This window comes from Ruegeria sp. THAF57, from assembly GCF_903914075.1.
GTDB lineage: Bacteria > Pseudomonadota > Alphaproteobacteria > Rhodobacterales > Rhodobacteraceae > Ruegeria.
In genome coordinates this window covers 379,025-403,384 of record NZ_CAIWNQ010000001.1, presented here as the reverse complement: position 1 = coordinate 403,384, position 24,360 = coordinate 379,025, and the positions used below count along the sequence as shown (strand labels likewise).

Annotated in this window: 29 protein-coding genes; 26 read left to right on the top strand and 3 right to left on the bottom strand. The window is 58.0% G+C overall.

What is annotated here, in order from left to right:
* The first annotated feature begins 1 nt into the window (after position 1).
* From RUESEDTHA_RS20800 to RUESEDTHA_RS01855, 20 genes are read left to right on the top strand one after another with little or no spacing between them, the layout of a single operon-like run.
* On the top strand, positions 2-124 hold the full coding sequence (locus RUESEDTHA_RS20800; protein WP_255431592.1) for a hypothetical protein: 123 nt from the start codon (positions 2-4) through the stop codon (positions 122-124).
* Positions 124-1,347 (top strand): NADH-quinone oxidoreductase subunit D, encoded by a 1,224-nt coding sequence (locus RUESEDTHA_RS01945; protein ID WP_180883870.1) that lies wholly within the window; start codon positions 124-126, stop codon positions 1,345-1,347. The genes RUESEDTHA_RS20800 and RUESEDTHA_RS01945 overlap by 1 nt, the downstream gene beginning before the upstream one ends.
* A complete protein-coding gene (gene nuoE, locus RUESEDTHA_RS01940) occupies positions 1,347-2,396 on the top strand; it encodes an NADH-quinone oxidoreductase subunit NuoE (protein WP_180883868.1) in 1,050 nt (349 codons plus the stop codon). The genes RUESEDTHA_RS01945 and nuoE overlap by 1 nt, the downstream gene beginning before the upstream one ends.
* Before the next feature lie 31 nt (positions 2,397-2,427).
* Entirely contained in the window at positions 2,428-2,646 is a 219-nt protein-coding gene (locus tag RUESEDTHA_RS01935) for a DUF5337 domain-containing protein (RefSeq protein WP_180883866.1), read from the top strand.
* 12 nt (positions 2,647-2,658) lie between these two features.
* Positions 2,659-3,957, top strand: coding sequence for an NADH-quinone oxidoreductase subunit NuoF (gene nuoF / locus RUESEDTHA_RS01930; protein ID WP_171120784.1), 1,299 nt, complete (start codon positions 2,659-2,661; stop codon positions 3,955-3,957).
* A 5-nt stretch (positions 3,958-3,962) separates the two neighbouring features.
* Positions 3,963-4,379, top strand: a complete 417-nt coding sequence (locus tag RUESEDTHA_RS01925; RefSeq protein ID WP_180883864.1) for an MAPEG family protein — start codon at positions 3,963-3,965, stop codon at positions 4,377-4,379.
* Positions 4,379-4,774 (top strand): hypothetical protein, encoded by a 396-nt coding sequence (locus RUESEDTHA_RS01920; RefSeq protein WP_255431591.1) that lies wholly within the window; start codon positions 4,379-4,381, stop codon positions 4,772-4,774. Before RUESEDTHA_RS01925 ends, RUESEDTHA_RS01920 begins: the two co-directional genes overlap by 1 nt.
* Before the next feature lie 26 nt (positions 4,775-4,800).
* Positions 4,801-5,250: a DUF5333 domain-containing protein gene (locus tag RUESEDTHA_RS01915; RefSeq protein WP_180884580.1), complete on the top strand. Its 450-nt coding sequence runs from the start codon at positions 4,801-4,803 to the stop codon at positions 5,248-5,250.
* Positions 5,251-5,253: 3 nt separating this feature from the next.
* Positions 5,254-7,275, top strand: coding sequence for an NADH-quinone oxidoreductase subunit NuoG (gene nuoG / locus RUESEDTHA_RS01910; RefSeq protein WP_180883862.1), 2,022 nt, complete (start codon positions 5,254-5,256; stop codon positions 7,273-7,275).
* 45 nt (positions 7,276-7,320) lie between these two features.
* Positions 7,321-8,358 (top strand): NADH-quinone oxidoreductase subunit NuoH, encoded by a 1,038-nt coding sequence (gene nuoH / locus RUESEDTHA_RS01905; protein ID WP_171120790.1) that lies wholly within the window; start codon positions 7,321-7,323, stop codon positions 8,356-8,358.
* Position 8,359: 1 nt separating this feature from the next.
* A complete protein-coding gene (nuoI, locus tag RUESEDTHA_RS01900; protein WP_170331439.1) occupies positions 8,360-8,854 on the top strand; it encodes an NADH-quinone oxidoreductase subunit NuoI in 495 nt (164 codons plus the stop codon).
* Positions 8,851-9,261 (top strand): carboxymuconolactone decarboxylase family protein, encoded by a 411-nt coding sequence (locus RUESEDTHA_RS01895; RefSeq protein WP_171120793.1) that lies wholly within the window; start codon positions 8,851-8,853, stop codon positions 9,259-9,261. Before nuoI ends, RUESEDTHA_RS01895 begins: the two co-directional genes overlap by 4 nt.
* Positions 9,258-9,860, top strand: a complete 603-nt coding sequence (locus tag RUESEDTHA_RS01890; protein ID WP_180883860.1) for an NADH-quinone oxidoreductase subunit J — start codon at positions 9,258-9,260, stop codon at positions 9,858-9,860. The genes RUESEDTHA_RS01895 and RUESEDTHA_RS01890 overlap by 4 nt, the downstream gene beginning before the upstream one ends.
* A gap of 4 nt (positions 9,861-9,864) precedes the next feature.
* Complete coding sequence (gene nuoK, locus RUESEDTHA_RS01885; RefSeq protein WP_050602759.1) at positions 9,865-10,170, top strand: NADH-quinone oxidoreductase subunit NuoK; 306 nt, start codon at positions 9,865-9,867, stop codon at positions 10,168-10,170.
* A 6-nt stretch (positions 10,171-10,176) separates the two neighbouring features.
* Positions 10,177-12,318: an NADH-quinone oxidoreductase subunit L gene (gene nuoL, locus RUESEDTHA_RS01880; RefSeq protein ID WP_180883858.1), complete on the top strand. Its 2,142-nt coding sequence runs from the start codon at positions 10,177-10,179 to the stop codon at positions 12,316-12,318.
* Positions 12,318-13,862 (top strand): NADH-quinone oxidoreductase subunit M, encoded by a 1,545-nt coding sequence (locus RUESEDTHA_RS01875; RefSeq protein ID WP_171122623.1) that lies wholly within the window; start codon positions 12,318-12,320, stop codon positions 13,860-13,862. Before nuoL ends, RUESEDTHA_RS01875 begins: the two co-directional genes overlap by 1 nt.
* Positions 13,863-13,877: 15 nt before the next feature.
* Positions 13,878-15,320 (top strand): NADH-quinone oxidoreductase subunit NuoN, encoded by a 1,443-nt coding sequence (gene nuoN, locus RUESEDTHA_RS01870; protein ID WP_180883856.1) that lies wholly within the window; start codon positions 13,878-13,880, stop codon positions 15,318-15,320.
* Between the two features lie 54 nt (positions 15,321-15,374).
* Positions 15,375-16,124, top strand: a complete 750-nt coding sequence (locus tag RUESEDTHA_RS01865) for a biotin--[acetyl-CoA-carboxylase] ligase (protein WP_180883854.1) — start codon at positions 15,375-15,377, stop codon at positions 16,122-16,124.
* A gap of 11 nt (positions 16,125-16,135) precedes the next feature.
* Positions 16,136-16,915 carry a type III pantothenate kinase gene (locus tag RUESEDTHA_RS01860; RefSeq protein WP_171120805.1) on the top strand — a complete coding sequence of 260 codons (780 nt, stop codon included), beginning with the start codon at positions 16,136-16,138 and terminating at the stop codon, positions 16,913-16,915.
* The gene (locus tag RUESEDTHA_RS01855; RefSeq protein WP_180883852.1) at positions 16,912-18,579 is read left to right on the top strand and encodes a ribonuclease J; all 1,668 of its coding nucleotides are present in this window, start codon (positions 16,912-16,914) and stop codon (positions 18,577-18,579) included. Before RUESEDTHA_RS01860 ends, RUESEDTHA_RS01855 begins: the two co-directional genes overlap by 4 nt.
* A 7-nt stretch (positions 18,580-18,586) precedes the next feature.
* Here RUESEDTHA_RS01855 and RUESEDTHA_RS01850 read toward each other — a convergent pair whose 3' ends face one another.
* Together RUESEDTHA_RS01850 and RUESEDTHA_RS01845 are read right to left on the bottom strand one after the other, a co-directional pair.
* On the bottom strand, positions 18,587-19,288 hold the full coding sequence (locus tag RUESEDTHA_RS01850; protein ID WP_180883850.1) for an NUDIX hydrolase: 702 nt from the start codon (positions 19,286-19,288) through the stop codon (positions 18,587-18,589).
* A 25-nt stretch (positions 19,289-19,313) separates the two neighbouring features.
* Complete coding sequence (locus RUESEDTHA_RS01845) at positions 19,314-19,712, bottom strand: DUF983 domain-containing protein (RefSeq protein WP_180883848.1); 399 nt, start codon at positions 19,710-19,712, stop codon at positions 19,314-19,316.
* Positions 19,713-19,903: 191 nt separating this feature from the next.
* Between RUESEDTHA_RS01845 and RUESEDTHA_RS01840 the strand changes: the two genes are divergently transcribed.
* The 4 genes from RUESEDTHA_RS01840 to RUESEDTHA_RS01825 are packed head-to-tail and all read left to right on the top strand — an operon-like array spanning position 19,904 to position 21,802.
* Positions 19,904-20,371: an EF-hand domain-containing protein gene (locus RUESEDTHA_RS01840; protein ID WP_180883845.1), complete on the top strand. Its 468-nt coding sequence runs from the start codon at positions 19,904-19,906 to the stop codon at positions 20,369-20,371.
* Positions 20,372-20,377: 6 nt separating this feature from the next.
* Positions 20,378-20,992 (top strand): RNA polymerase sigma factor, encoded by a 615-nt coding sequence (locus RUESEDTHA_RS01835; protein ID WP_180883842.1) that lies wholly within the window; start codon positions 20,378-20,380, stop codon positions 20,990-20,992.
* Positions 20,985-21,332 (top strand): hypothetical protein, encoded by a 348-nt coding sequence (locus RUESEDTHA_RS01830; protein WP_255431589.1) that lies wholly within the window; start codon positions 20,985-20,987, stop codon positions 21,330-21,332. Before RUESEDTHA_RS01835 ends, RUESEDTHA_RS01830 begins: the two co-directional genes overlap by 8 nt.
* Positions 21,329-21,802 (top strand): periplasmic heavy metal sensor, encoded by a 474-nt coding sequence (locus RUESEDTHA_RS01825; protein WP_180883837.1) that lies wholly within the window; start codon positions 21,329-21,331, stop codon positions 21,800-21,802. Before RUESEDTHA_RS01830 ends, RUESEDTHA_RS01825 begins: the two co-directional genes overlap by 4 nt.
* Before the next feature lie 5 nt (positions 21,803-21,807).
* Here RUESEDTHA_RS01825 and RUESEDTHA_RS01820 read toward each other — a convergent pair whose 3' ends face one another.
* Positions 21,808-23,190 (bottom strand): diguanylate cyclase, encoded by a 1,383-nt coding sequence (locus RUESEDTHA_RS01820; protein WP_180883835.1) that lies wholly within the window; start codon positions 23,188-23,190, stop codon positions 21,808-21,810.
* Between the two features lie 87 nt (positions 23,191-23,277).
* On the opposite strand from RUESEDTHA_RS01820, the gene RUESEDTHA_RS01815 reads away from it, so the two are divergent.
* Complete coding sequence (locus RUESEDTHA_RS01815; protein ID WP_180883833.1) at positions 23,278-23,562, top strand: DUF3572 domain-containing protein; 285 nt, start codon at positions 23,278-23,280, stop codon at positions 23,560-23,562.
* Between the two features lie 25 nt (positions 23,563-23,587).
* Positions 23,588-24,280: an HAD family hydrolase gene (locus RUESEDTHA_RS01810; protein WP_180883831.1), complete on the top strand. Its 693-nt coding sequence runs from the start codon at positions 23,588-23,590 to the stop codon at positions 24,278-24,280.
* The last annotated feature ends 80 nt before the right edge of the window (positions 24,281-24,360 follow it).

Here is a 24,360-nt window from a genome sequence, read left to right as displayed (position 1 = left end):
TATGACAGGCGAACTGATTGTTCTGGGCGTGCTGGGAGTGTTGCTGGCAGGGGCCGCAGCGAAGGCGGCCGAGGCCGAAAAGGTCCGGGTTCGGGCCGAAGCGAAGAAGAAACGAGGGCGTTGATGGACGGCTCAAGATACGATGACGGCAGCACGGACGCGCTGAGCGGAGAACAGAAGATCCGCAACTTTAACATTAACTTCGGCCCGCAACACCCTGCGGCGCATGGGGTTTTGCGTCTTGTGCTTGAGCTGGACGGCGAGATCGTCGAACGTTGCGACCCGCATATCGGTCTGCTGCACCGTGGCACCGAAAAGCTGATGGAAAGCCGGACGTATCTGCAAAACCTGCCGTATTTCGACCGTCTGGATTACGTGGCACCGATGAACCAGGAACATGCCTGGTGCTTGGCAATCGAAAAGCTGACCGGGGTCGAAGTACCACGCCGGGGCTCGCTGATCCGGGTTCTGTATTCCGAGATCGGGCGCATCCTGAACCACCTGCTGAACGTAACGACGCAGGCGATGGATGTTGGCGCCCTGACTCCACCGCTGTGGGGCTTTGAAGAACGCGAAAAGCTGATGGTGTTCTATGAGCGTGCCTGTGGTGCGCGCCTCCACGCCGCCTATTTCCGCCCCGGGGGCGTACATCAGGACCTGCCGCCAGAACTGCTGGACGATATCGAGGCATGGAGTCACGAATTCCCTGCCGTTTTGGACGATATTGATGGTCTTCTGACTGAAAACCGCATCTTCAAGCAGCGTAACGCCGATATTGGCATCGTGACCGAAGATGACATCCAGAAATACGGCTTCTCGGGCGTGATGGTGCGCGGATCGGGTCTGGCTTGGGATTTGCGCCGCGCGCAGCCCTATGAATGCTATGACGAGTTCGAGTTTCAGATCCCAGTCGGCAAGAATGGTGATTGCTATGACCGCTATCTGGTTCGAATGGAAGAGATGCGCCAGTCGCTGCACATTATCCGTCAGGCCATCGCCAAGATCCGCGATTGCCCCGGCGATGTTCTGGCGCGTGGCAAGATCACCCCGCCAAAACGTTCTGACATGAAAACCTCGATGGAAAGCCTGATCCACCACTTCAAGCTTTACACCGAAGGCTTCCACGTCCCCGCGGGCGAAGTCTACGCCGCCGTCGAAGCCCCCAAGGGCGAGTTCGGCGTCTATCTGGTCGCCGACGGCACCAACAAGCCCTATCGCGCCAAATTGCGCGCCCCCGGTTTCCTGCACCTGCAAGCCATGGATCACGTCGCCAAGGGTCACCAACTGGCCGACGTCGCCGCGATTATCGGTACCATGGACGTCGTATTTGGAGAGATTGACCGCTAATGCTCCGCCGTCTTCACCCCGATCAACCCGAAAGCTTTGCCTTCACCGCTGCTAACCAGCAGTGGGCCGAAGCGCAGATCACCAAGTACCCCGAGGGCCGTCAGGCCAGTGCGGTTATTCCGCTGTTGTGGCGCGCGCAAGAGCAAGAAGGTTGGCTGTCTCGCCCGGCGATCGAGTCTGTCGCCGACATGCTGGGTATGGCCTATATCCGTGTGCTTGAGGTGGCCTCATTCTACTTCATGTTTCAGTTGCAACCCGTTGGAACAGTTGCGCATATCCAAGTGTGCGGCACGACCTCATGTTTGATTTGTGGGGCCGAAGATCTGATCGCGGTGTGCAAGGAAAAGATTGCTGCCAAGCCTCATGAATTGTCCGCTGATGGTAAGTTGAGTTGGGAAGAGGTTGAATGCCTCGGATCCTGCGCGAACGCGCCGATGGCACAGATCGGCAAGGACTATTATGAAGATCTGACAGCCGAAAGTTTTGGCAAGATCATCGACGATCTGGCCGCGGGCAAGGTGCCGGTGCCGGGTCCACAGAACGGTCGCTATGCCGCGGAGCCGCTGAAAGGTTTGAGCAGCCTGACCGAGTATGCAACGGACAAGCCCGAGCATAATGCGAGTGTCGAACTGGCTGTTGATCTGGGCGACACGGTCAAACGCATCGACGGGACCGAGGTACCGATCCTGACCCCGTGGTTGGGTAAGGATGGCAAGGCGGCGGCGACCAAGGCAGCTCCGAAACCACCCAAAGAGCGTGAGGTTGGCAAACCGGCGGCGAAGCAGGCCCAGGAAGCTACGGAAGACAAGCCCGAAACGCTGACGCAAGCGCGCGACGGGAAGGCGGATGATCTGAAAGTGCTGAAGGGCGTTGGGCCGAAGCTGGAAGAAAAGCTGAACGATCTGGGGATCTATCACTACGACCAGATCTCAACCTGGACGGCCGGGAATATTGCCTGGGTGGACACGCAGCTGAAGTTCAAGGGCCGGATCGAACGCGACGGCTGGGTCGAGCAGGCAACCAGCCTTGCCGCGGGGAACGAGGACTAAGATAGGTGCCCACTCGGGGCATCGGGATGAGATGGACAAGGACAAGGAACAGGCCATAGCCCGAAAGGGCCGTCACATCGGCATAGTCATCGCCGCGACGATGGTGCTGTGGCTTGTCATGACATTTGTTGGCCCGCAGTTGGGACTGCCGGGCCGCTATGCGTTGCTTTTTGATTTTGCCGCTCTGGCAGGATTCATCTATGCGGGCGTCAACATTTTTCAACTCTGGCGCATGCGTCAGGACAGCTGAAGGTAATACACGATGCTGAAGGATCAGGACCGGATCTTTACCAACATCTACGGGATGCACGAGCGCACATTGCGTGGCGCACAGGCGCGCGGGCATTGGGACGGCACGGCTGGCCTGATCGAGAAGGGCCGCGACTGGATCATCCAGACGATGAAGGATTCCGGCCTGCGTGGTCGTGGCGGTGCGGGCTTTCCCACCGGTCTGAAATGGTCGTTCATGCCCAAGGAAAGCGACGGTCGCCCGGCCTATCTTGTTGTGAACGCGGACGAATCCGAGCCGGGTACCTGCAAGGATCGTGAGATCATGCGTCATGATCCGCATACATTGATCGAAGGCTGCCTAATCGCGTCCTTCGCGATGAATGCGCATACCTGCTATATCTACCTGCGCGGCGAATATATCCGTGAGCGTGAGGCGCTACAGGCTGCGATTGACGAAGCCTATGACGCTGGCTTGCTGGGCAAGAACGCCGCGGGTTCGGGCTGGGATTTTGACCTGTTCCTGCATCACGGCGCGGGTGCGTATATCTGCGGCGAAGAAACCGCCCTGATCGAAAGCCTTGAGGGCAAGAAGGGCATGCCGCGGATGAAACCCCCGTTCCCGGCGGGGGCGGGGCTGTATGGTTGCCCGACCACGGTGAACAACGTGGAATCCATTGCCGTTGTGCCCACCATCCTGCGCCGGGGCGCGGATTGGTTCGCGGGCTTTGGTCGTCAGAACAATGCGGGCACCAAGCTGTTTGCGATCTCGGGCCATGTGAATAACCCATGTGTGGTCGAAGAGGCGATGTCGATCTCGTTCGAGGAACTGATCGAGACCCACTGTGGTGGTATTCGCGGCGGCTGGGATAATCTGCTGGCGGTGATCCCCGGTGGCTCGTCCGTTCCTTGCGTGCGCGGTGAAAACATGCGCGATGCGATCATGGATTTCGACTATCTTCGCAACGATTTGGGCTCGGGCCTTGGGACGGCGGCGGTGATCGTGATGGATAAGTCCACCGATATCATCAAGGCGATCTGGCGGTTGTCCAAGTTCTACAAGCACGAAAGCTGTGGTCAGTGTACGCCCTGTCGCGAAGGCACAGGCTGGATGATGCGTGTGATGGATCGACTGGTGCGTGGCGAGGCCGAACTGGAAGAGATCGACATGCTGTTTGACGTCACCAAACAGGTCGAAGGGCACACGATCTGCGCGCTCGGCGATGCTGCGGCTTGGCCCATCCAGGGCCTGATCCGCAATTTCCGGGACGAAATCGAAGACCGTATCAAGGCCCAAAAGTCGGGTCGCCTTGGTGCAATGGCTGCGGAGTAGAACCTATGGAAGCATTTGCAGAATATGGCCATGCGATCGTTTCGCTGATGATCTTCACCCTGGTTGTGTTGTTACTTGCCCCATTCACGGCTTTGGCAAAGCAAGGAAAAGGCTTGGCTCCGGGTTCCACGCCCGAGCAGGACTATGCCGATAAAACCTATCGCCTGAACCGAGCGTATCTGAACGGAACTGAGACCCTTCCGGCATATGCGGCTGTGACCATTGCGGCCATTCTGATGGCGGTAAGCCCGTTTTGGGTAAATCTGCTGACCTCGGCCGCGCTATTGGCACGATTGGTGATGCTGGTCATTCACATTCAGGGAATTGGCAAACCTAACACGGGCTTGCGGAGTGTTCTTTATGTTCTGGGATGGGCGTGCATGTTCATCATGGGGGTTATGGCAATGGTGGCCGCGTTCTGATGTTAAGCGCTGTTCATCATGTCACCGGTAAAACGCGCCGGATGAAAACCTGTGGTCGGGCATTGGTGGTCTGTGCCTCGGCTGCACTTGTCGCGTCCTGTGGTTTGGTGACCCCATCGTCAGACCGCGTGGTTTTTGACGGTCAATACTTCCGCGCTAAAGCGAAAGTCGTGGACAAGAAAACAGCACCTACAGATTTCACGGTCGTGGTGAACGGTGTTTCAGCTTCATTGGACGGAGCGCGCGAGGCGGGACGGTACGAAGGCACCAAGTTTTGTATCGCAAAATACGGGTCTTCGCGAATTGACTGGAAGGTCGGGCCGGATACCGAACCGCAAAACCTGCGGATCACCGACGACAAACTGACTTTCGCAGGAAAATGCCTCCGCCCATGACACGCAGTTTCGCATATCACGCAGCTATGCGCGCTGAATGCCGGGGGCCAGCAAATCTGCGAGGGTCCGTATTGGGCGCGGTGACGTTGATTGCAGCGATATGCGTGTTTGCGTCACCGGTGCCGGCTGACGCAAAGCCGCCTTTGCGAGATGTGAAAGAGATCGACAACGAGTTGTACTATATCGCGGTAGCGAATGAGATTTCAGAGGTTTGCCCTTCGATCAGTGGGCGCCGCCTGAAGGCGATTGGCGTGATGTGGGATTTGCGGTCGAAAGCAAACAAGCTGGGGTACTCGGACAAGGAAATCCGGGCCTATGTGGAATCCGATTCTGAGAAAGACAGGATGCGCTCAAAAGGCGAAGCATACCTGGCGCAGAACGGTGTCTCTTATGACAACCCCACAACTTTCTGCGCATTGGGGCAGAAGGAAATCGAAAGAAACAGCGCCATCGGCGTGTATTTGAGGGCGAACTAGACCATGTCTGACCTCCGCAAGATCAATATCGACGGGCAGGAAATTGAAGTCGATGGTGCGATGACCCTGATCCAGGCTTGTGAGCAGGCCGGGGTCGAGGTGCCGCGTTTCTGCTATCACGAACGTCTTTCGATCGCCGGGAACTGCCGGATGTGTCTGGTTGAAGTCGTGGGCGGGCCGCCGAAACCCGCCGCCTCCTGCGCGATGCAGGTGCGTGATCTACGTCCGGGTCCGGAAGGCCAGCCGCCTGAGGTCAAAACAAACTCGCCCATGGTCAAGAAGGCCCGCGAAGGGGTGATGGAGTTTTTGCTGATCAATCACCCACTGGACTGCCCAATTTGCGATCAAGGGGGCGAATGTGACCTTCAGGATCAGGCGATGGCCTATGGCGTGTCGGGCTCACGCTTCAAAGAGGCCAAGCGCGCGGTGGATGATCTGGATCTGGGGCCACTGGTCGGTACCGCGATGACCCGGTGCATCAGTTGCACCCGTTGTGTGCGCTTCACGACCGAGGTTGCGGGGATCACTCAGATGGGGCAGACCGGGCGTGGCGAAGATGCCGAGATCACCTCGTACCTGAATGAAACGCTGCAATCGAACCTGCAGGGCAACATTATCGACCTGTGCCCGGTTGGGGCGCTGACCTCGAAACCTTATGCCTTCACCGCCCGCCCGTGGGAGCTGACCAAGACCGAGAGCGTTGATGTTATGGACGCTTTGGGTTCGAACATCCGGGTGGACACCAAGGGGCGTGAGGTGATGCGTTTCTTGCCGCGCAACCATGACGGCGTGAACGAGGAATGGATCAGCGACAAGACGCGCTTTGTGTGGGACGGCCTGCGCCGTCAGCGGCTGGACAAGCCTTATGTGCGCGAGAATGGCAAGCTGCGCCCTGCGAGTTGGCCCGAGGCATTGACCAAAGCTGCTGAGGCGCTGAAAGGGGCCGAAAAACCGGCCGGGATCGTAGGTGATCTGGCCCCGGTTGAGGCCGCTTTTGCACTGAAACAGATGATCGAGGGGCAGGGCGGTGTTGTCGAATGCCGCACCGATGGGGCCAAGCTGCCTGCGGGCAACCGTGGGGCCTATGCCGGGACTGCTGCCATCGAAGACATCGACATGGCCGAGCGTATCCTGCTGATCGGCACCAACCCGCGGGACGAAGCTCCGGTTCTGAACGCACGTATCCGCAAGGCTTGGGCTCATGGGGCAGACATTGCGTTGGTTGGGCCTGCTGCAGATTTGACTTACCCTTATCACCATATGGGCGAAGACCGGGCGGCGCTGCAAGAAGTCGTCGATATGGGCGGTGATGATGAGATCAAGGGCAAGCCGTCGCTGATCATCGTTGGGCAAGGTGCCCTGCAAGAGGCTGACGGAGCCGCCGTTCTGGCCGCAGCGCAAGCCATTGCCGCCAATACCGAAAGCGGGCTGATCATCCTGCATACCGCCGCTGCGCGTGTGGGCGCCTTGGATGTAGACGCGACGAACGATGCAGGGATGGACGCCGTCAATGCGGCGGACGTGATCTATAACCTTGGTGCGGATGAGGTCGAGATCGGCGAAGGCGCTTTTGTCATCTATCAGGGCAGCCATGGTGACAGGGGCGCGCACCGTGCCGATGTGATCCTGCCGGGCGCGGCCTATACCGAGGAAAACGGGTTGTTCGTAAACACCGAAGGCCGCCCGCAACTGGCGATGCGGGCCGGGTTCGCACCCGGAGAGGCGAAAGAGAACTGGGCCGTTTTGCGCGCGCTTTCAGCCGAATTGGGTGCTGCGCTGCCATTTGACTCGCTGGCGCAATTGCGCATGGCCCTGATCGAAGCGGTGCCACATCTGGCGCGCATTGACGAAGTGATTGAAAATGAAATTCAACCACTTGAGGCCGGGCCACTGGGCAAGGCCAGCTTCCGCCCCGCGATCAAGGATTTCTACCTGACAAACCCGATAGCACGGGCCTCGCAGTTGATGGCCGAGCTGTCGGCGCAGGCGCAGGCCCTCAAGACTGACAGGATGGCCGCAGAATGATCCGACCCGCTGACACTTCCCTGACGACCCACGGTGTGAGGACCAATGGCTGATTTCTTTAACACCCCGGGCGGCATCGCCCTGATCATTCTGGCACAGGTTCTCGCTGTTGTTGCCTTTGTGATGATCTCGCTGTTGTTCCTTGTTTATGGCGACCGCAAGATCTGGGCCGCCGTCCAGATGCGTAGGGGCCCCAACGTCGTTGGCGTCTACGGCCTGCTGCAATCCGTGGCGGACGCACTGAAATACGTGGTGAAAGAGGTCGTGATCCCGGCGGGTGCAGACCGCACGGTCTTCATGCTTGCGCCGCTGACATCCTTCGTGCTGGCGATGATTGCCTGGGCGGTGATCCCGTTCAACGATGGCTGGGTCCTGTCTGATCTGAACGTCGCGATCCTCTATGTCTTTGCCGTATCCTCGTTGGAGGTTTATGGCGTGATTATGGGCGGTTGGGCGTCGAACTCAAAGTATCCGTTCCTTGGGTCGCTGCGGTCTGCGGCGCAGATGATCTCGTATGAGGTTTCGCTGGGCTTGATCATCATCGGTGTGATCATCTCGACCGGGTCGATGAATTTTGGACACATCGTAGAGGCACAAGACGGTCGGTTTGGCTTCTTCAGCTGGTACTGGCTGCCGCATTTCCCGATGGTCTTCCTGTTCTTCATCTCGGCGCTGGCTGAAACCAACCGACCGCCGTTTGACCTGCCCGAGGCGGAATCGGAACTGGTGGCAGGCTATCAGGTCGAATACTCGGCCACGCCTTTCCTGCTGTTCATGGCTGGGGAATACATCGCCATCTTCCTGATGTGCGCGCTGATCTCGTTGCTGTTTTTCGGTGGCTGGCTGTCGCCGATCCCGGGCTTGCCCGATGGCGTGCTGTGGATGGTCGCCAAGATGGCGTTCTTCTTCTTCCTGTTTGCGATGGTCAAGGCAATCACGCCCCGCTACCGCTATGACCAGTTGATGCGGTTGGGTTGGAAAGTGTTTCTGCCCTTCTCGCTGGTCTGGGTGGTGTTCGTGGCCTTCGCTGCAAAGTTCGACTGGTTCTGGGGTGCGTTCGCCCGTTGGAGCGTAGGAGGCTGATATGACGCAAATCGACTATACCCGCGCTGCTAAGTACTTTCTGCTGCAAGACTTTTGGGTCGGCATGAAGCTGGGGCTGAAGTATTTCTTCGCCCCCAAGGCAACCGTGAACTACCCGCATGAAAAGGGCCCGCTGTCCCCGCGCTTTCGCGGTGAACATGCCCTGCGTCGATATCCCAATGGCGAGGAACGTTGCATCGCCTGCAAGCTTTGTGAGGCGGTCTGCCCGGCGCAAGCCATCACCATCGACGCCGAACCGCGCGAGGACGGCAGCCGCCGCACCACGCGGTATGACATCGACATGACCAAGTGCATCTATTGCGGCTTCTGCCAAGAGGCCTGTCCGGTCGATGCCATTGTCGAAGGTCCGAACTTTGAATTCGCGACTGAAACCCGCGAAGAGCTGTTCTATGACAAGGAAAAACTGCTCGACAACGGTGAACGCTGGGAAGCCGAGATCGCTCGCAATCTGGAAATGGACGCGCCGTATCGATGACAGACAGTCCGACAAATCCCTTTGAGCTTATGATGAAGCAGGCTCAGGACATGGCCAAGGCGATGAACCCGGCGATGGAGAATTTCTCGCCCAAAGGGTTCGAGGCGCTGTGGCCCACCATGCCCAAAGAGGTCATGGAGATGATGTTCGGCAACACCGTCAACACCGACGGGCTGGACGCCAAGACCCGCCTGTTGCTGACGCTGGCCGGGCTGACCTGCCAGGGCGCTCAGGCGGACTCGGCGGTGCGCCAGACTGTGCGCCATGCGCTCGAGGCGGGTGCGAAGAAACAAGAGATCGTGGAAACGATCGGTCAGATGTCGGTCTTTGCCGGCATCCCGGCCATGACCCGTGCGCTGGATCTGGCGCAAGAGGCCATGGGCGATAACAAGGATGAGGATCAATGACCGTCTTTGCCTTTTACCTGTTTGCCATCAGTGCTGTCACCGGCGGGCTGTTCACGGTGATCAGCCGTCAGCCGGTACATTCGGTGCTTTGGCTGATCCTGTCCTTCCTGTCTGCGGCTGGGCTATTCGTTCTGCTGGGGGCCGAGTTCGTGGCGATGTTGCTGATCATCGTCTATGTCGGCGCGGTTGCTGTGCTGTTCCTGTTCGTGGTGATGATGCTGGACGTGGACTTTGCCGAGCTTAAGGCCGAGATGGCGCGCTATATGCCGCTGGCCCTGCTGATCGGTTTGGTCATCCTGATGCAGTTCGTTATGGCCTTTGGCGCGTGGGACAGCGCGCAAGGGGCGGAGGCCAATTTGGCGCAGCCGGTTCCAACCGACCGCCACAATACCGAGGCGCTGGGCGTCATTCTTTACGATCAATACTTCCTTCTGTTCCAACTTGCGGGCCTGATCCTACTGGTCGCCATGATCGGTGCGATCGTGCTGACCCTGCGCCACCGTCAGGACATCAAGCGTCAGGACATTATCAGCCAGATGATGCGCGATCCGGCCAAGGCGATGGAGTTGAAGGACGTGAAACCGGGGCAGGGGCTTTAAGACGATGATCGGACTCGAACACTACCTTACGGTCGCGGCGACGCTGTTCGTCATCGGCATCTTCGGTCTCTTCCTGAACCGCAAGAACGTCATCATCCTGCTGATGAGCATCGAACTGATGCTTCTGGCGGTGAATATCAACCTCGTGGCGTTCTCCAGCTTCCTCGGTGATCTGGTCGGGCAGGTGTTTACGCTGTTTGTCCTGACCGTTGCGGCAGCCGAGGCGGCGATTGGTCTGGCCATTCTGGTCTGTTTCTTCCGCAACCGTGGCTCGATCGCGGTTGAAGACGTCAATATGATGAAGGGGTAAGGGAACATGGAAACCACCATCCTTTTTGCCCCGCTGGTGGGCGCACTGATCTGCGGGTTCGGCTGGAAGTTCATCGGTGAGAAAGCCGCGATGTGGACCGCAACGGGCCTGCTTTTTCTGGCCTGTCTGCTGTCGTGGATCGTGTTCTTCTCGTTTGATGGCGTCACTCAACAGATCGAGATCATGCGCTGGATCGAGAGCGGTTCGCTGTCGACAAGTTGGGCCATCCGTCTGGACCGGCTGACCGCGATCATGCTGATCGTGGTGACGACCGTCTCGGCGCTGGTTCACCTCTACTCCTTCGGCTACATGGATCACGACCCGCAATGGCGCGAGGGCGAGAGCTATAAGCCGCGTTTCTTCGCCTATCTGTCCTTCTTTACCTTCGCCATGCTGATGCTGGTGACGGCTGACAATCTGGTTCAGATGTTCTTTGGTTGGGAAGGCGTGGGCGTCGCATCCTACCTGCTGATCGGGTTCTATTACCGCAAACCTTCGGCCAACGCGGCAGCGATGAAGGCGTTTATTGTCAACCGTGTCGGTGACTTTGGCTTTGCGCTGGGTATTTTCGCGCTGTTCCTGCTGACCGACAGCATCAACTTCTCGGACATCTTCGCCTCGGCCCCCGCCTTGGCCGAAGAAAAGCTGCACTTTTTGTGGGGCGAATGGACCGCGGTTGAGGTGATCTGCGTGCTGCTCTTCATCGGTGCGATGGGGAAATCGGCACAGTTGATCCTGCACACGTGGTTGCCGGACGCGATGGAAGGCCCGACGCCAGTGTCGGCCCTGATCCACGCAGCGACAATGGTGACGGCGGGTGTGTTCCTGGTTTGCCGCATGTCGCCGCTGATGGAGTTCGCGCCGGGTGCGACCGGGTTCATCACAGTGCTGGGCGCGACGACAGCGTTCTTTGCCGCGACCGTGGGTCTGGTGCAGACCGATATCAAGCGCGTGATTGCCTACTCGACTTGTTCTCAGCTTGGGTACATGTTCGTGGCCGCAGGCGTGGGCATGTATTCGGCGGCGATGTTCCACCTGTTCACGCACGCGTTCTTCAAGGCGCTGTTGTTCCTTGGTGCAGGCTCAGTGATCCACGCCATGCACCACGAACAAGAGATGACCGAGTATGGCGGGCTGCGCAAAAAGATCCCCTATACATTCTGGGCGATGATGATCGGGACGCTGGCCATCACCGGTGTCGGCATTCCGCTGACGACCTTCGGATTTGCAGGCTTCCTGTCCAAGGATGCCATAATCGAGAGCGCCTATGCAGGCGGTTCGGCCTATGGGTTCTGGCTGCTGGTGGTCGCCGCTGCGTTCACGTCCTTCTATAGCTGGCGTCTGATTTTCCTGACCTTCTACGGCAAACCACGCGGCGATCAGCATACACATGATCACGCGCATGAAAGCCCGATGGTCATGCTGGTGCCGCTGGGCGTTCTGTCTCTGGGCGCGGTCTTTGCGGGCATGATCTGGTACGGCAATTTCTTCGGTCACGCGGACAAGGTCGGCAAGTTCTATGGCATCCCGGTGGCTGAGGCGTCGGAACATGCCGGGGCTGACGATCACGGCAAAGCTGATACGCATGGCGACGACAGCCACGCCGACGATGGTCACGGCGATGCGCATGCAGATGACGGTCATGGTGAAAAGGACGCCCACGGCGATCACCACTATGTCTTCGCAGGAGAGCCGGGCGAGGGCGCGCTGTATATGGCACCGGACAATCATGTGCTGGACGATGCGCATGCCGCTCCCAAATGGGTCAAGGTATCGCCTTTTGTGGCCATGCTGCTGGGCTTTGTTGTGGCTTATTGGTTCTACATCGTGAACCCATCCCTGCCGGGACGTCTGGCGCAGAACCAGCGCCCGCTGTACCTGTTCCTGCTGAACAAATGGTACTTTGATGAGATCTACGATGCGATCTTCGTCAAACCCACCTTGGCGATCGGCCGGTTCCTGTGGAAACGCGGCGATGGCAACACCATCGACGGTTTCTTGAACGGGATTGCCATGGGCGTTGTTCCCTTCTTCACCCGCCTCGCAGGCAAGGCGCAGACGGGCTACATCTTTACTTACGCCTTCTGGATGGTCTTGGGGATAGCAGCCCTTGTCACCTGGATGTCGATCGGCGGAGGCGCACACTAATGGATAATATCCTCTCGATCGTTACCTTCATCCCCGCTGTGGCGGCAGGTATTCTTGCCCTGTTCCTGCATGGCGATGACGATGCGGCGCAGCGCAACGCGAAATGGGTTGCGTTGGTGGCGACCACGGTGACGTTCCTTGTCTCCATCGGCATCTATACGGGCTTTGACCCATCCAACACCGGCTTTCAGATGGTGGAAGAGGGTGAGTGGCTGCTTGGCCTGAAATACAAGATGGGCGTGGATGGGATCAGCGTTCTGTTCGTGCTGCTGACCACCTTCATCATGCCGTTGACTATTCTGGCCAGTTGGAATGTGACCGACCGGGTCAAGGAATATATGATCGCCTTCCTGCTGCTGGAAACGCTGATGCTGGGCGTGTTCATGGCGCTGGATCTGGTGCTGTTTTACTTGTTCTTCGAGGCCGGTCTGATCCCAATGTTCCTGATCATCGGTATCTGGGGCGGTGCGAACCGGATTTATGCAAGCTTCAAGTTCTTCCTCTATACCTTCCTCGGCTCGGTTCTGATGCTGGTGGCGATGGTTGCGATGTATGCGGATGCGGGCACTACGGATATCGAGGCGCTGATGAGCCATCAGTTCTCGTCCGAGGGGTTCAGCGTGCTGGGCGTCTACATCGTTGGCGGAATGCAGACGCTGATGTTCCTGGCATTCTTCGCATCCTTTGCGGTGAAGATGCCGATGTGGCCGGTTCATACGTGGTTGCCAGACGCACACGTTCAGGCCCCGACGGCGGGCTCGGTGGTGCTGGCGGCGATCCTGCTGAAAATGGGTGGCTATGGCTTCCTGCGGTTTAGCTTGCCGATGTTCCCTGTGGGCTCGGCGGTGATGACCGATCTGGTGCTGTGGATGTCGGCGATTGCCGTTGTCTACACCTCGCTGGTGGCGCTGGTGCAGGAGGATATGAAAAAGCTGATTGCTTATTCTTCGGTTGCGCATATGGGCTTTGTGACCATGGGCATCTTTGCGGCGAACCAGCAGGGCATAGATGGCGCGATCTTCCAGATGATCAGCCACGGCTTCATCTCGGCGGCGCTGTTCTTGTGTGTCGGCGTGATCTATGACCGGATGCATACGCGCGATATCGACGCTTATGGCGGTTTGGTCATTCGGATGCCTGCCTACGCGCTGGTCTTCATGCTGTTCACCATGGCTAATGTCGGCTTGCCCGGCACCTCGGGCTTTATCGGCGAATTCCTGACCCTGATGGGCGCGTTCCAAGTGAACACATGGGTGACGGCTGTGGCTGCAACCGGCGTGATCTTCTCGGCCGGGTATGCGCTGTGGCTGTACCGCCGGGTGGTCTTTGGCGATCTGATCAAGGAAAGCCTGAAGGCGATGACAGACATGAGCTCGCGCGAGCGGCTGATCTTTGCGCCGCTGATCGTGATGACGATCCTATTGGGCGTTTACCCGTCGCTCGTGACCGATGTGATCGGCAACTCGACTGCGGCATTGATTTCGAACTATGACACGGCTCTGGCCGCGGCAGAGGCCGTGACCCAGACAGCCGCTTCGCATTAAGGGGGCTTTGGAGACATGATCCAGGCTGATCTGACGATAATCCTGCCGGAAATAATTCTGGCCGTATATGCGATGCTGGCGCTGATCGGGGCAGTGTATACATCAAAGGATGGGCTAGCGCCTGTTTTGGTGTGGTCTACCGCTGGTTTGATGGCCTTGCTCGCGATTTGGATCGCGACGAACGGTGATGGCACCAATGTCGCCTTCAACGGCATGTTCGTGGATGACGGTTTCGCGCGCTTTGCAAAGGTTGCGATCCTTCTCTCTGCCGCTGCCGTTCTAGTGATGAGCCAGGATTATATGGCGCGGCGCGGCTTGCTCAGATTCGAATACCCGTTGCTGGTCGCTCTGGCCGCAGTGGGCATGATGATGATGGTCAGCGCAGGCGACTTGATGTCGCTTTACATGGGGCTAGAGCTGCAATCCCTGTCACTTTATGTCGTGGCCGCCCTGCGCCGAGACAGTGCGAAATCCACCGAGGCCGGTCTGAAGTATTTCGTGCTGGGCGCGCTCAGCTCGGGCCTGCTGCTGTACGGTGCGTCGCTGGTTTATGGCTTTACCGGGACCACGCTGTTCTCGGGCATTATTCAGACGGTCCACCACGGAGATGTTTCGGTCGGGCTGCTGTTCGGTCTGATCTTCCTGATCTCGGGTCTGGCGTTCAAAGTCTCGGCTGTTCCGTTCCACATGTGGACGCCGGACGTCTACGAGGGCTCACCCACGCCGATCACCGCATTCTTTGCCACCGCACCGAAAGTTGCAGCGATGGCGCTGTTTGCGCGTCTGCTGCATGATGCCTTTGGCGGAGTGGTTAAGGATTGGCAGCAGGTGATCGTTCTGCTCTCGGTTCTGTCGATGCTTTTGGGCGCGGTTGCCGCGATTGGACAGCGCGACATCAAGCGACTGATGGCGTTTTCGTCGATCGCCCATATGGGCTATGCGCTGATTGGTCTTGCGGCGGGTACGGAATTGGGTATCAAGGCGATGCTGATGTATTTGGCGATCTATGTGACCATGAATATCGGCACCTTTGCCTTCATCCTTATGATGGAGCGTGACGGTAAACCCGTCACCGATATCGACGCTTTACGTCAGTTTGCAAAGCGTGATCCGGGTAAGGCGCTGGCTGTTTTGATCCTGATGTTCAGCCTTGCAGGCGTGCCCCCGATGCTGGGTTTCTTCGCCAAGTTCGGCGTCTGGCAGGCTGGCGTCAGCGCGGGGCTGACCGGTTTGGTGATCGTTTCTGCCATCGCTTCGGTTATTGGGGCGTTCTACTACCTGCGGATCGTTTTCTACATGTATTTCGGGGACGAGAATGATGAACCGGTCGAAACCCATTCTTCGCCCGTTTTGTGGACTGCTCTGATGGGGTCGGCGGCGCTGATGCTGGTCGGGGTCGTATATCAGTTTGGCATCGAAGGCGCAGCTGCGGCTGCGGCGGCAACGCTTGTCAACTAAGATGCGCATCACACACTTTTGGAGGGCTCGGTCAGCAGACCGGGCCTTTTTACAATGACCCAATGGCCGCAAGGATATGGCCTGCATATTCTGCAGGAGGTCGACAGCACGCTGAATGAGGCGGCTAGGATCGCTCCAACCGCGCAGGGGCCCGTCTGGATTCTGGCGCATCACCAAACAGCGGCTCGCGGGCGACGGGGCAGGGCTTGGGCCAACCCAAAGGGAAATCTTGCGGCGACCCTGCTTTTGCGCCCCGAAGGGAACCCCGAGCGGGCGGCGCTACGCAGCTTCGTGGCGGCGCTTGCACTGTTTGATGCCTGTGTTGCAGTCACAGGGCGCGCGAGTGGTTTTTCCCTGAAGTGGCCGAATGACGTTTTGCTGAACGGCGGGAAATTGGCGGGGATTTTGCTGGAAAGCACCGGCCACGGTCACGGTGTCTCGCATCTGGCTATTGGGATCGGCGTGAACCTGTCCGAAGCGCCCCTCCCGCAAGCGGTTGAACCAGGTGCGGTGCGTCCGGTTTCCTTGCTGTCAGAAATGGGTGTTGACGTCACGCCAGAGGATTTTTTGACGGAACTGGCCGCCGCGTATTCGAAATACGAGACGCAGTTTGTGACTTATGGGTTCGAGCCGATCAGGACAGCCTGGTTGGACCGTGCGGCCCGATTGGGTGAGGTGATCACCGCCCGTACCGCAACGTCCGAGTCGGTTGGAACCTTTGAAACAGTGGACGCGGGTGGCAACCTTGTCCTAAACACCGCCAAAGGCCGCGTCAGCATTCCGGCGGCGGATGTGTTTTTCTGAAGGAGGCTCAAATGCTTCTGGCAATTGACTGCGGCAATACGAATACGGTGTTTTCGATCTGGGACGGGGAAACCTTTCTGTGCACTTTACGTACGTCAACGCACCACTCTCGGACGGCGGATGCATATTTCACATGGTATTCCACGCTGGTGAAGCACTATGGGATTGAGGCGGACATTACAGACGTGGTTATCGCCTCTACCGTGCCGCGTGTGGTGTTCAACCTGCGTATATTCGCAGACAGGTTCTTTGGCTGCAGGCCGCTGGTGGTTGGCAAGCCCGAATGCTTGCTGCCCGTCGCGCCACGTATCGACGAAGGCACCATTCCCGGACCGGACCGGCTGGCCAATGCGGTCGGCGCGTTTGACCGTCACGGTGGCGATGTCGTCGTGGTTGATTTCGGAACGGCCACGAATTTTGATGTAGTCGCCTCGGATGGGGCCTATGTCGGTGGGATCATTGCGCCGGGCGTCAACCTGAGCCTTGAGGCGTTGCATCAGGGCGCGGCCGCGCTACCGCATATCGATATTACCCGCCCTGATAAGGTGATTGGTACGAATACGGTTGGCTGTATTCAATCCGGCGTGTATTGGGGCTATTCGGGATTGATCGAAGGGTTGATTGCCCGCATCAAAGCGGAATACGGAATGCCGATGAAGGTCGTTGGAACCGGTGGACTTGCTCCGCTGTTCGATCAGGCCGACGTTGGGTTTGACGCGATCGAGGATGACCTGACGATGCACGGCCTGACTGTGATCCATCGCTATAACAAGGAAAATGGCTCAACATGAGCAGTGAACGACTGATCTATCTGCCGCTGGGCGGTGCAGGCGAAATCGGCATGAATGCCTATGTCTACGGCTATGGGAGGCCGGGGCAGGAGCGTCTGATCCTCGTCGACCTCGGGGTGACGTTCCCCGATATGGACACAACGCCGGGCGTCGATCTGATTCATGCCGATATCTCGTGGCTGCAGGAACGAGCGGATCGTTTGGACGCGGTGTTTGTTACCCACGCCCACGAAGACCACGTTGGCGCGGTTGCGCATTGTTATGAGGCGCTTGGGGCTCCGGTCTATGCTCGCGCCTTTACCGCGAATATTGCGCGCCGCAAGATGGAAGAGCATGGCCACCCAGAAGACGCCGTGCGGACGGTTTCCGCCTGGCCCGAGCAGGTATCGGTTGGCCCTTTCACGGTTGCATTCCTGCCGGTCTCACACTCGATCCCTGAAAGCGCGGCGTTGGTTATTGATACACCCGAGGGGCGGATCGTACATTCCGGTGACTTCAAGCTGGACGCCAATCCGGTTGTGGGTGAACCTTTCGACCCAGACCTCTGGGCCGAAGTTGCAAAGCCTGGCGTGAAGGCGCTGGTGTGTGACAGTACCAACGTGTTTTCCCCTCATGGCGGTCGATCAGAATCCGAGGTCGGACCTGAAATTACAAAACTGGTCGAAAATGCCAGTAGCATGGTCGTGGCTACGACCTTCGCGTCGAATGTCGCGCGGGTGAAGACGCTGGCAGAAGCGGGGCAAAAGGCTGGGCGCTCGGTCGTATTGCTGGGCCGCGCGATGCGTCGCATGATCGAAGCGGCAACCGAAACCGGAATTCTGTCGGACTTTCCGAAAGTGATCAGCGCGGAGGAGGCGGTGGATGTGCCGCGCCAAAACCTGATGCTGATTGTTACGGGCAGTCAGGGTGAACGCCGCGCCGCAAGCGCGCAACTGGCGCGTGGAAAATACCGTGGGCTTGAGTTGAAAGAGGGCGACTTGTTCCTGTTCTCGTCCAAGACAATTCCGGGGAACGAGCGCGGTGTGATCTTCATCATTAACCAGCTCAGCGAAAAAGGCGTGGATGTCGTGGATGACAGTTCGGGCCTTTATCACGTGTCAGGCCACGCCAACCGGCCGGATCTTGAGAAAGTGCATGCGCTGATTGACCCGCAGATCGTGATCCCGATGCATGGTGAGCATCGGCACCTGCGAGAGCACGTGAAACTTGCGGAAGCGGGTGGTCGGACTGGTGTTTTGGCCGTGAACGGTACCATGCTGGATCTGACCGGCAATGCGCCAAAAGTGGTGGATTATGTCGAAACGGGCCGGACCTATCTGGACGGCACAGTCAAAGTCGGCGCTTTGGATGGCGTTGTGCGTGACCGAATTCGAATGGCGCTGAACGGTCATGTGACCGTGACAGTTATTCTGGACGAAGAGGATGAACCGCTGGGCGAGCCGTGGTGCGATACGATGGGATTGCCTGACTTGGGAACCTCTCGTGCTGCCTTGGTTGAGGTTCTTGAAGAAGACCTGAACCAGTTCCTGATGCGCGCCGATGCCAAGACGCTGCGTGACGACGACAAGCTGGAAGAGGCAATGCGTCGAATCGTACGTCAGACGGCCAAAGCAGAGATCGGCAAAAAGCCCGAAGTCACCACTGTTATCAGCAGGATGAAGTAAGCGACGGTCAGTCGCTTTCGGGCATCGGATAACCTTTGAGCTTTAGGAACAGGCTTTCCTCTTCCCGATTCAGCAGGAAAGGGACCGATGTTGGCGGCGAGGTGTCTGTCACCCGCGCTGTTATTTCGGCCAGGACAACTTCGGTGATGAAGGGAAGGTCGAACTCGCGCGCGCGTTGCAAGGGAACCCATTGCAGATGGGACAGCTCGTCGGACGCGCGGCTGAAGTCATCCAAATCTCCTTGAATTGCTGAAGCATCGACAAGGAAAAACCGCGCATCAAACCGGCGGGGACGCCCAGGAGGGGTCACAGCGCGGAACACGAACTGCAACGCCTCGGCGGCCGGGCGATAGCCCAGGTCAGCGAAACCGGCCCAATCCAAAGGGGCGGGCGTAGGCCACGCTTCGGGGTGGCCCAGAACCAGCCCGGTTTCCTCCCACAATTCACGAATTGCAGCGGCGGCGAGCGCGTTTTGCAGGTTCGACTCGGACCTTTCTGCCAGACGGTCCTGACACAGGGTTGGCATGTCAGAGGCCAGAGGGATCTCGGCATCTTCTTTGTCGACCGCGCCACCGGGGAATACGAATTTGTTGGGCATGAACGCAGCTTTGGCGCCGCGTTGTCCCATCAGGATGGACGGATTTGTCATACGGTCGCGCAGAACGATGACCGTCGCCGCGTCGCGGATCGCCGTTTTGTCAACCGTCATACTTTGAACACCTGGATCATCGGGGTCATTGCGATTTTTCAAACCCATGCATACGGCGCGCCCATTGATAGGCGACAACAGCACCTTTTAAAGGCGGCAACAGGAAAAGGGACAACGCCGTGCATCCAATCGCGAATATCAGGAACATCGTCAAAGGTTCGGGCCGCCAATGCACGTATGAGACATGCAGCGCCGGTGCCAGCAGATGCCCGACCAGCAGAATCGTCAGGTACGCCGGGCCGTCATCCGCCCTGTGGTGAAACAGTTCTTGCCCGCAGGACGAGCAAGTGTGGTTCACCTTCAGATAGTTGTGCAACAGCTTTCCTTCACCGCATTTTGGGCAACGGCAACGAAAACCCTTGGCCAAAGCCGGCCATGTGGGCCGGTCTTCCTGAGCCGTGGTGTCGATCGTTTGATCTGTCATCATGATACTCGTGCGTTCCGATTTTTGGGATATTGCGCATGTTTTGACGTGTAGAAAAGGGGGGTGCGTCGCTTTGTGTCCTTAAAGGGAGTGATGATTTTTTTGAGATTCTGCGACGGAACCCAAGCGCAGCGGCGTTTGAACCTATGTGAGCAGCGGCAACGACGCCGCACAAACAAAGGAAAACCGATATGAAAAGCGCGAAGTTTATCCCGGCGATTGTTCTCTCGGCTGTCGCGATTACAAGCACCTCGGTTCTGGCGGCAGGTCAGCGCGGTCACGAACCTGTGACGTTTGAGGAATTGGACGCGAACAATGATGGGCAGGTTACGCCGGAGGAAATGCAGGCCCATCGAAGCCAGCGGTTCCTGGATGCGGATGCCAACGGAGATGGTCAACTCAGCGTCGAAGAGATGCAGGCGGCCAGCCAGAAGAAGGTGAACGAACGTGTCTCGAAGATGTTTGAGCGGCACGATTCCAATCAGGATGGCTTTCTGAGCGAGGATGAGTTGCCCAAACCGCGCCGTGCTGACAAGATGTTTGACCGTATAGACGCGGACAATAGCGGTGCGATTTCGGAACAGGAATTTGCGGATGCAAAAAAGAAGATGGGTCGGCACCACAAGAAACGCGACAAGGGTGGTTCTGACGATAGCTGATGCGGAATGCAGGATCTGACCTCTTCACTGAAGGATGTTCGTGGTGCGACCTGCACCGCGAACACGCCCAGCGATGATGTCCTGTTGGCTCAGTTTGCCCGTGGCGACGCAGCGGCCGCGCGCGTTCTGACCGACCGGCTTGGGCCGCGAAGTTTTTCGGTTGCCCTTCGGATGCTGGGATCACGGGCGGAGGCCGAAGATATCACGCAAGAGGCAATGATGCGCCTTTGGAAGATGGCCCCGGATTGGGTTTCGGGGCAGGCAAAGGTTTCAACATGGCTGTATCGCGTCACGATGAACCTGTGCGTGGATTACCTGCGCAAGCAAAAACCCGACCGTCTGGCCGATGTACCAGAGCCAGAAGATGGTCAGGCCAGTGTCGCTGAGCGTATGCAGGACAAAGCCCGCAAGGATGCGTTGCAGGTGGCCTTGTCGCAACTGCCCGAGCGACAGCGGCAAGCCGTAGTTTTGCGGCACATAGAAGAATTGCCCAACCCCGAGATCGCCGGGATCATGGGTATTTCTGTAGAAGCGGTCGAGAGCCTGACCGCGCGTGGAAAACGGAGCTTGGTGGCCATTCTGTCAGATAGGCGTGGTGAATTGGGGTATGACGATGACTGAAGACGAAAAGCAACTGGATCAGTTACTTACGCAAGCTCGTCAGAGCCGACCGGAGCTGCCGGATACACTTGCAGTACGCATCCTGACAGACGCCGAAGAAGTGCGTTTGGGTCAGAAGACACTAGCAGGCAAACCCGCTCGCTCGCTTTGGACGCGGATTGTTGATGGTGTTGGAGGCTGGCGGGGCATGGGTGGGCTGGTCGCGGCCAGTGCAGCGGGTGTGTGGATCGGCTTTGCCGCTCCGGGCTTTTTGCCTGACCCCGCCACCTACATTTATGGGCAGGAAACGAGCTTTGTACTCGCCGACCTCGACACATCATTTCTGGAGGACACCGAATGAGCGATAGCCCGCAACCCAAGCGTCGGTGGATGCCGATCCTATTGGCCGTGTCCCTTGCGCTCAATCTTTTGATTGTTGGGATGGCTGTTGGAACCGTTCTACGGGTCAAAGGCAATGATCACGCCAAGGCACCGCCCGGGTTTGGTTCTGCTCTTTATCGCGCGTTGCCGAAGGATGATCGGAAGGCTTTACGTGGTGATCTGTCGGATCGGCACAGAAAAGGGTCAAGCAGCCGCTCCAGGGATTTCGCAACGCTGAGTGAGGCATTGCGCGCCGATCCCTTTGATCCCGTCGCCGTTCAGACGTTGTTGTCCCGACAGGCGCAGTCCATGGCCGATCTGCAAGTGGCCCTACAAGAGCAGTGGCTTGACCGCGTCACGTCGATGACCAGCGACGAGCGTCTGATTTATGCCGATCGTCTGGAAGAGGTTGTTCGTCGCGGACCACATGGCCGCAAGAAAAAGGACTAAGGGTTTCAGGCAGCACATTGTCTGACCCGCACCTGATTTCTGCCTGCTTTCTTTGCAGCGTACAGGGCGGAATCCGCAGACCGGATCAAGCCATCCAGCGGCGCAACAGGGGACTTTTGAGGTTTTGTCGCGATAAGTCCGATACTGATTGTGACCTGTACCAATTTCCGATTGTCCGGGGGTGAAAACGGGGACTGACGGATGCAGTCACACAAGGTTCGGGCGATGGAAAGGGCGCCAGATTGCGTTGTTTCCGGCAGGCCAATCAGAAATTCCTCTCCGCCGATGCGCGCGACGAAACCAGCTGATCCAATCGCGCGTTCCAAACGTTTGCCCGCTTCGGTCAGCACAAAGTCACCAGCGACGTGACCGTAACGGTCATTGATTGATTTGAAATGATCCAAATCCGCCAGCATCACCGCAAACCCCTTGTTAACCTGTGATGACCTGCGCGCAATTTGATCCATGGCATGCATGGCATACCGGCGATTGTGAAGTCCGGTCAGGGGGTCGATCCAGGATTCGGCAACCCCGCGATACAGTGATGCACGCATCTGATCTAATCGGGATTTCCGGACGATTTGATTTTCAAGCCGCAACGCAACTTCGTCGGCGCAAAATCCGCCCTGGCAAATCGCATCCACCCCGCGATCAAGCGCGTCGGCGGCAAGCTGCGCGTTGTCCTGAGGTAGAACGCCAATCAGCACCGTTCGCCTTGTACCGACCCTTGATCGCAAATCGGCGAGGGTGCTTAGGGCCTTTTGGTTGATTTCAATGACAATTGAAGCGGGCAGAGGGCCTGACAAAAGCCCCTGCAAATTCGAACAGGTATGCGCGGCCAGCGCGTGCCGCGTTTTCCCGGACAACGCCTTGTGCCACAGCGCGCTTGTCTTGGTGGATTGTGTTAGAACCGCAACCCGGGCAGGCTTTTGTGCTGGCGTGAAACCCGTTGCGGGTTCGGCAAACCCTATCGGTTGCGACCCACTTCCTATTCTGAGCTCCTGAGTCTCGGCACGTGCACGCAAAAGGCTACGGACCCGGGCAAGCAAGAGCGTATCTTTGAAAGGTGGGGCAATGACATCATCCAGCCCATCCGCAAGCGCCTTCAGTCTGGCCGCCTTGTCGTTCTGAGCAGCAATTGCGGCCACAGGCACATCGGCAAGGTCAGGATCGGCTGCCACTAGTTTCTTGACCTCTGCCGCTGTTCCATCCGGCAGGGATTGCGCGGTCAGCACAAGGTCCGGGCGTGTGCGCCGTAACAGCACGGCCAGACCGTCCAGCTTTTCAGCCTGCACAATGTGATACCAGGCCGCCGTCAGCTGAACCTTCAGCATGATGCGATTGGTCGAGGTCCCGTCTAGGACAAGGATGGTTCCCTGAACCGACATTTGTGTCACCGTTGATTGCATGCGTTGCCAAAGTGTTTATGAGTCTGGTTAACAAACCCTTTCCAATGTCTGATCCGGGGCAATTTAATGGTAATATCTGCCCAATCCGCTGAAACTTTGGCCTTGAACGTGCTGGGTTGGCTCGTTGGGAACGAGGAATTGCTACCGGTTTTTCTTGGGTCAACCGGGGCGTCCGTTCAGGATCTAAAAGACAGGGCAGAGGATCCGGATTTCCTTGGGTCGGTACTTGATTTTCTTGTGCTTGACGATTCGTGGGTGATGTCCTTTTGTGACGCCAATTCCGTGCCTTATGAACTGCCCGGTCAAGCCCGCGCGGTTTTGTCTGGCGGCTCGGACATGCACTGGACCTGAAGCTTTTTCCCTGCGGGAGCACGTAATGCCCATTGACGCGATTCTGTTCGACAAGGACGGCACTCTGTTTGATTTTGCGAATACGTGGGGCGCTTTTGGGCGCAACGTGTTGCTGCGTTTGGCGGATGGAGACAATCAGCGCGCGGCGGAATTGGGCCGCATCATCGGGTTCGATCTGGAAACCGTGACCTATTCCGAAGACAGCATTGTGATCGCCGGAACCGTGGAAGAGGTGGCTGAGGTCTTGGTTCCGCATCTACCCGACATGGAGCACGAGGAGCTGATTGACTTGCTGAACGTCGAATCCGCCTCGGCACCGCAGGTCCCCGCTGTCCCCTTGGCGCCTTTCCTGAAAGGATTGCGTGATGTGGGGTTAAAATTGGGTGTGGCCACGAACGACGGTGAGATGCCCGCGCTCGAGCATTTGGCTTCAGCCGGGATAAGAGATCATTTCGATTTTGTCGCGGGTTATGACAGTGGACACGGGTTCAAGCCCGGGCCGGGGCAGCTTTTGGCTTTCGCTGCACACGTCGATGTCGCCCCCGAGCGGGTCGCGATGGTTGGCGACAGTCTGCACGATCTACAGGCCGGGCGCGCTGCGGGTATGACCACGATCGGAGTTCTGACCGGATTGGCCCCGGCCGAGACGCTGGCACCATTTGCGGATGTTGTATTGCCCAATATCGGGCATATACCGGGCTGGCTGGCCAAGGACTGAACGAAGCCGGGTCAAAATCGCCGATCTGAGTGTTGAAACCGACATAGCTTGTCGCAGACAGAGCGGCCTGCCTTCTGACT